The organism is Okeania sp. (assembly GCF_983059655.1).
The window spans coordinates 1-7,776 of sequence record NZ_CEZPJD010000364.1 but is presented as its reverse complement, the minus strand read 5'-3'; the positions used below and the strand labels follow the sequence as shown (position 1 = coordinate 7,776).

Below are 7,776 nucleotides of genomic sequence, written 5' to 3'. Positions count from 1 at the left end.
AGGGAGTAGGGAGTAGGGAGTAGGGGGAAATAATTGATGAATAACAGTGCAATAATTGATTTGATTTTTGATTGTTGGAGATATCTATCTATAGAACCCACGGGAGTAAGATACTCCCACTATTCTCGTAACAAAAATAATTACAATTTGACTTCCTGCTCCCTGTTCCCTCTTCCCTTAATCAGAACTAAAAGCAAAATCCAAAACTTGAATAATAAAATCTACATCTGCTTTTGTAATACAAAGTGGTGGTTTAATCCGTAAAATATTACGATATAAACCTCCTTTACCAATAATTAATCCTAAATCTTTAGATACTTCGTGAATTTGGGATGCAAGTTCAGAATTTGGTTCTTTTGTTTCCCGATTTTTAACTAAGTCAATACCAATCATTAATCCACAACCACGAACATCCCCAATATATTCATGTTTTTCTTGTAAATTATTAAGACCTTTGAGTAAATAATCTCCTACTATAGAACAATTTTGTTGTAAATTTTCCCTTTCAATTGTTTCTAAAACTGCTTTACCTGCTGCACAAGAAACCGGATTTCCAGCAAATGTATTAAAGTGCATTTTTTGAGTAAATGCTTGAGCAATTTCAGGTGTTGTTACAACCGCAGCAAGAGGTAATCCATTTCCAATACCTTTAGCTAAAGTGACAATATCAGGTTTAACATTGTGAAGTTCAAAACCCCAAAAACTTTTACCAGTTCGACAAAAACCAGTTTGAACTTCATCAATAATTAATAATCCTTTTGCCTGATGAACATAATCGGATACTTTCCTTAAATAACCATCTGGATAAACTATTACTCCTCCCATTCCTTGAATAGATTCAGCAAAAAAAGCAGCAATTTTTCCACAGGTTGCATATTGAATTATATTCTGAATTTCATCAGCATATTTATCGGCAACATTATTTTCATTATTATTCCAAGGACCTCTATAAACATCGGCATTTAAAGCATGATGAATCCCAAAATTATGAGGTGGAGAATATTTCCAACTACTTTGAGATGTTAATCCCATCGTATTACCACCCATACCATGATATCCATTGCGGAGAGTAATTACCTCAAAATTTTCAGTATAAACCCTCGCCATTAACATTGCTAAATCATTAGCTTCTGAACCAGAATTAACAAAGTAAACCATTGATAAATCATCTGGCATTTTATCTACTAACATTTTGCTATATTCAGCAATTGTTGGATGTAGATAAAGTGTAGTTAAATGTTGCAATTTTGCTGATTGTTCTTGTACAGCTTTAACCACATAAGGATGACAATGACCAACATTAATTGTTGCTATTCCTGCAAAGGCATCTAAATAACGTTTTCCTGTCTCATCAAAAACGTATTGCATTGAGCCTTCAACAATCATAATTGGTTGTTTATAGTAAGTAGCAACAACTGGATTTATGTATTGTTTTCTTAATTCAATTACTTGTTGCTTTGAAATACCAAGATAGGGAGTAGGTTGATAATTATACGGTGGAATAGATGGTATATTTTGTCTAAGTATTTTGTTAGTCATTATGAAAATATTGTGCTGAAATTTTTAGTAAGCATTCAGCAGTCAGCTATCAGCAATCAGCTATTGCTTTTAGTTTGAAATAAAAGCTTTACTAATTGAGTCAGAATTAAATTTTACTATAAAAGCTGGCTGAAACAGTCTATACTCATTAAAACCCTCTTATGAAAGCTGAGAGCTGACTGCTAATAGCTGTTTGCGCAGCATTCCGCAGGAAATGCTTACTAATTTTTTAAGTAAGTATAATATTTTCCTGGCTTGATATCTTTCTCTATAAACCCTGCTTTTTCTAACATCATTTTACAGGTTTGATAACTGATTAATTTAAGTTTTACTGTTTCTTGCGCTAATAACTTTTCATTTTGATAAAAAAGATAATTGAGAAGAGCATAATGTTCATTTTCAATTAATTCAGTAGTGGCAATTTTTTTATGAACAATACCATTATCCAATTCTACTAAACTATTTCCATAAGCATTGGAACAACTAATTATTAGTAGACCTCCTGGTTGAAGATGTTTAGCAACACAATTAAAGCTTTTCTGTATATCTTCAGAACTAAAAATATGACTACCAAGCATTATTTCGGATTCAGTATTAAGAAACGTCCAAGCACCACCACGAGAGTAAGCAACATCGAATTTTTTACCAACATCTAATTCAGAAACACTTTGACAATATAAATCAACTTTTCCTCCTAATCTTTGTCGAGCTTCTTCTAGTAAAGGTTCACTGGTATCAATTCCAGTTATTTTATATTTAGGTTCAATTTCCAGTAAATTTTCTACTATTAAACCAGTGCCTATTCCGATATCTAATAAATCTCTAGCTTCCCCTATAACTTGAGCAAGTTGAGTAGCAATTTGATCGTAGTTCCTATATTGTGGGACACATTGATCGTAAAATTTAGCAAGTCCTTGATATTGATCGTTCATTTCCTACAAAAGTATCTAAATAATATTTACCTGTTTCATCAAAAACATATTGCATCAAACCTTCAACAATCACAATGGGTTGTTGATAGTAAGTATTCAGCCGTCAGCTATCAGCCATCAGCTATTGCTTTTAGTTTTAGATAAATTAGATAAAAGCTTTTGAATTATAATTTATACTACGCCTAAAAGCTGGCTTTAAAGTCTATATTAATAAAACTCTCTGCTTTTACAGCTAATAGCTAAATGCTTACGGTAGAAACAACTGGATTTATTATATATTGTTTTCTTAATTCAATTACTTGTTGCTTTACAGGAATCACTGTACCAATAACTCATAGATCTGCTCCAAAAATGTTTGGCATAACCTTCGCTAATCCCTGTACTGCTTTCTCTATACAGCAGAGAAGGGGAATTGTCAACCACATAAAATGTATGACCTCGCTCGTCTTGATAGATTGGATTTCCTATTTTAGTTGCACGAGTACCTTGAATTGCTCTACCAGTATCTGCTGCTGCATCAATAATCCAACCTGTAGATTTCATGGAATCAAGCATTTCAAAAGTAACAATGGGTGCATCTCCTTGAGCAATTTCCACTGTATTGATAAAAATATCATAATCTTTAAATTCTTGTCGCATTAGATCGACATTACTCCGGCGACGCAATATAGGTTCAATTCCTTTAGGAGCCAAATATTTCAAGACGCCATAAGCCACATTTCCGGAGCCAAATACTGCTACTCGATCATTCTGGCTAATTCCACCTCGCAACATAATGGCTTGCATCATTGAGGCATAACCTGCGAATATGTGATTTTCTTTTAAAAAATCTCTTGGAGTATTCAGAGTTTCTATTTTTCCTTGAGTAATACGGATAGAGATGTCATTCCCAATATCAAATAGTCGCAGATTTTTCGGTTCAGCACAGTATTCTCGAAAATGTCCTCCTGATGCACCAAACGGATGAATCCAACCTACAAGAGTTTGATTCTCTCTAAAATATTGATAATCTTGGGGTTGGGGAACTTTAATGCAGTAAATTACATCAGCCCAAGCAAATAGACTTTCGCGAGAATAACCAGCACCTTCTCCATAAGCTGCATCAAGAATATCTAAAGTTTCCCCATAACCTTCTTCAAATCTGCGTTCATCCTCTGGACTACAGTAGGATAAATGTTGTAGTAATAAACCGACTCTTTTTTCATTAGGGAAACTGGGTTTAATGTAGCCAATTTTCATGGTATTTTTTAGTTATTATGAAAATATTGTGCTTAAATTTTTAAGTAAGTATAATATATTCCTGGGTTAATATCTTTTTCGATCAACCCTGCTTTTTCTAACATCATCTTACAGGTTTGATAACTGAGTAATTTAAGTTTTAGTGTTTGCTGTGTTAATAACTTCTCATTTTGATAAAAAAGATAATCAAGAATAGCATAACGTTCATTATCAATTAATTCAGTATTCGCAATTCTTTTATGAACAATACCATTATCCAATTCTACTAAGTTATCTCCATAAGCATTAGAAGAACTAATGATTAGTAGACCTCCTGCTTGAAGATGTTTAGCAACACAATCAAAGCTTTTCTGTATTTCCGCAGAACTAAAAATATGACTGGCGAGCATTGTTTCCGATTCATAATTAACAAACGTCCAAGCACCACCACGAGAATAAGCAACATCAAAATTTTTACCAATATCTAATTCAGAAACACTTTGACAATATAAATCAACTTTTTGTCCTAATCTTTTTTGAGCTTCTTCCAATAAAGGTTCACTGGTATCAATTCCAGTTATTCTGTAGTTAGGTTCAATTTGCAGTAAATTTTCTACTATTAAACCAGTACCTATTCCTATATCCAATAAATCTCTACCTTCCCCTATGATTTGAGCAAGTTCGGTAGCAATTTCATCATAGTTTCTATTTTGTTGGACAAACTTATCATAAAATTTAGCAAGTTCTTGGTATTGATCGTTCATTTGTTCAATTTATCCTATTTAAAAATTATTTTTTTTCCTAATTTAATTCTTTAGTCCATCTATTCAACTTTTTCGGAGTTGGAGTATGAATATAACCATGTTTTTTAGATAAAAACTTTGCCCCTGTTTCTGTCCCCATTTCTGTAATTATTCTAGCAAAACCAGCATTTTTAGTTACTTGATGAACTTTATCAACAATGGAATTCAGAACCTCATGACGGAATCTTGGGTGTAATTCGATAGTAAACATCCAACCTAAATCACAATCTTCTTTCCCTTCTGGTTTATAAGTAGGAATAACAAAAAAGGCTCCCAGAATATTATTATCTAAGTCTAGTGAAATAATATGTTTTATACCTTCTTGTTCGGGTTCCCTAAGATTTTTTAAAGTATGTTCTGCTGGACGAGTCCTGACAAAATTATCATTAAACTCTGAATCTGCAAATACTCTGTATAATATTGCGTCAATCTCGTCCCAACGATTGAGAACAAATTCACTATCGACAACTTCTATTTTATAATCTCTTTTTGATTTATTTAACTCAACTTTTTTGTTTTCTTTGAACATATAATTTGTTTTTTTGTTAATTTTACTCCTGTCAATAATTCCTAGAAATCCTGATGATATAAGATCATTAATATACCAAGTTATATCATGTCTAATTAATTAATATTACTAAATCGTTTGGAAAAACTGTCGATCGCCTTTTGTAAGTCCTCTTCTGTGAGAGACTGTAATATACTGAAAGTAAATGGTTGTTGATTAATATATTGTAGATAAGACCCACTTAAATATGGTAAAGATTGAGATTGATTTATCAGATAAGCTTGAAAAAATGCTAAATTTAGTGCCTGCATAAAAGGATAAGCTAAATTAGGATCGGGACCCATTAATTTGATTGGTAGTTCTAGAGAAACTTCCTCTTCTTCTTCTTCTAAACCAATAAATGAAAAGTGAGTTGCTGGTTCACTAATAACTAAATATTTTTCTTTAGTAGTTAAGCTGATGAATGGATAAATTTGCTCTGGAATGGGTGGAGCAAAAATATCTCTAGTACTAGCAACAATCATCAAAGGTATTGCAATTTTACTAATTTTTTCAGGTCCAAATACACCACTACTAATTGGATTTATTACGATAGCTGCTGTGATACGTTCATCTCGTAAATTGTTAGTTATTTCTGCTGGTAAATTACTGGTTTGACACTGTAATAATAGAGATAAATTAAAGATAAATTTAGTATCTTCAGATTGGCAATCTTTTCGTAGATCTTCTAAGTCTAGGGGAGCACCTGCAAGACTTAAAGCAGTATAACCACCAAAAGATTGACCTACTATTCCCACTTGTTTAAAATTTAGCTGACCTCGCCAAATTGGATCGGAGTCTATTTTTGCCTCTAATTCATCCAGTAAATATTTAATATCTAGTGGGCGATTAATAAATTCCATTCCATCTACAGGTGTGCTAAAACCTGCAAAGAAATTTTCAAGTTTTTCTGCACTTGAACCAATATGTTCTGGTACTATTACTGCAAAGCCATGAGATACTAAATGTTCGGCAAGATAGGCAAAGCTATTTATGTCTGAACCTAAACCATGAGAAATAACTATCACAGGAATTAATTTATTTCCAGAACTTTTGGGCAGATAAATATTTGCTGGAGAAGAGCGGTCGCGATTAGGATTTATAAAGGTAATAGATTGTTTTTCCCATCTTATATTGCCTGGTTGTCTTAAATCTGGAAAATTATTAAAATCAACTTTCTTCTCACTAAGCGATCTTTCTTGAGCTTGATTTTGTAGCTCTACTACAATCAAGCGTTCTTCTACAAATCTTCTGATTAATTCTTCAGTTAAATTGATACCTTCTTGAAGTTCTATTAATAAATCTCCAGGAAAATTTTTCAACACATTAATAATAGTCAAACCATCTGGTTCTTCAATAGCTAACTGGAAAGCTGTTTGGAGAGCTTCACTACCATTTTTATTTTCTCCAGTTTTCAGGATTTTACCTAATCTTTTCAGGATTTCTTGTCCTGCTGGTTCTTCCATAAATGTGTTGACAATAGTAGGATTAACGTCAAAACGGTTTTGAAAAAGTTCTCTGAGTTCTTGTTTTTGCTTTTTCAGAACTGTCTGTATTTCTTTTGTTTCATCTGTTGTGAGCAACTCAGAATAAAAACTAAATTCTTCGCTAAATTCTCCTTCTTTAGCAAACCTTTCGATAGATTCAATTGGTATTTTTAATTGAAAAGGTGGCAGAGAAACTACGATTGGATCTGTAATATCGAGAGCAGGGATAGAAATTATAAGATTTTCGGCAGCAGAGGCAGAAATAGTGGTAAAAATAGGTGATAATATAGTTAGTCCAGCAATCAATATCGAATTATTTTTATACTTCTTAAATAAAATTAATTTTTGTTTAATATTATCGCTATTTGTCTGCTGTACTTGAGCTATTTTAGCACCCATAAAATTGAGAAATTTCTGGGAAAGTTCTTTTGCTTTTAAGCAATTAAATACCATTAATAACTCCTATTAAACTCAAGTATATAAATTCATTGTGCCACAAAATTATCATTTCATCTATAGCAATATGATTTGAGTTGTGAGATGTTGAAAACTTTTAGGGAACAGGGAACACCGGAGCTGGGAACAGAGAAGAAGAAAAAAACGTATCATATGAATATCATAATTGATATATTCCATACTTTTAAGGAACACCTCAATTCTCACAACTGATTCCTGATTGCTATATATGCAGGAATTAGAATAGAGAGGTCGATCCACAAGTATTATTTTTTTAAGTTATCCTAATATGATATGGCAATTCCCACACTTATGAGGTACAAAATTTTAGGTTTGAGGGAATAGGGAACAGGCAATCAAAAGACAAAAAGATAACTGTACCTCACGACTTTGGAAAACGCTATAGATAAAAAGTATCATTATTCTACGAACAAAAGAAAAACTTGTAGTTATACCAATTTGACAAAATATGCCTATATAGCGCTACGCGCTAGGGAACAGGGAACACCGGAGCTGGGAACAGCCGACTTTCAAAGGCTTTCAGGATTTAGAAATGTCCTAACCTTAATGCGTAGTGCTATATTCATGGAAGAGTCATTTCAGTCATAGCAATTCTCATACTGGTGAGGTACAAAATTCATTGGTTTTAGGTAACAGGCATGGAACAGAAGACAAATAAAGATACAGTGTGCCTCACTAGGCTGGGAAACGCTATATTAGTTGTCAAAATCATTGTACCTACAGCGCTTTTCATTTGAGTAGACCACAAAATTATTTTTGGCACTTAGAGCAGG

6 protein-coding genes are annotated in these 7,776 nt (G+C 32.8%); all 6 read right to left on the bottom strand.

Annotation, left to right across the window (positions count from 1 at the left end; all coding sequences use genetic code 11):
* Positions 1-177: 177 nt before the first annotated feature.
* Entirely contained in the window at positions 178-1,539 is a 1,362-nt protein-coding gene (locus tag AC3DU7_RS19320; RefSeq protein WP_488040937.1) for an aspartate aminotransferase family protein, read from the bottom strand.
* Between the two features lie 221 nt (positions 1,540-1,760).
* Positions 1,761-2,471 (bottom strand): class I SAM-dependent DNA methyltransferase, encoded by a 711-nt coding sequence (locus AC3DU7_RS19315; protein WP_488040936.1) that lies wholly within the window; start codon positions 2,469-2,471, stop codon positions 1,761-1,763.
* Positions 2,472-2,762: 291 nt separating this feature from the next.
* Positions 2,763-3,710: a Rossmann-fold NAD(P)-binding domain-containing protein gene (locus AC3DU7_RS19310; RefSeq protein ID WP_488040935.1), complete on the bottom strand. Its 948-nt coding sequence runs from the start codon at positions 3,708-3,710 to the stop codon at positions 2,763-2,765.
* A 32-nt stretch (positions 3,711-3,742) separates the two neighbouring features.
* Positions 3,743-4,453 (bottom strand): class I SAM-dependent DNA methyltransferase, encoded by a 711-nt coding sequence (locus AC3DU7_RS19305; protein WP_488040934.1) that lies wholly within the window; start codon positions 4,451-4,453, stop codon positions 3,743-3,745.
* A gap of 37 nt (positions 4,454-4,490) precedes the next feature.
* Entirely contained in the window at positions 4,491-5,021 is a 531-nt protein-coding gene (locus AC3DU7_RS19300; RefSeq protein ID WP_488040933.1) for a hypothetical protein, read from the bottom strand.
* A gap of 95 nt (positions 5,022-5,116) precedes the next feature.
* On the bottom strand, positions 5,117-6,979 hold the full coding sequence (locus tag AC3DU7_RS19295; RefSeq protein ID WP_488040932.1) for an alpha/beta hydrolase: 1,863 nt from the start codon (positions 6,977-6,979) through the stop codon (positions 5,117-5,119).
* Positions 6,980-7,776: the final 797 nt, after the last annotated feature.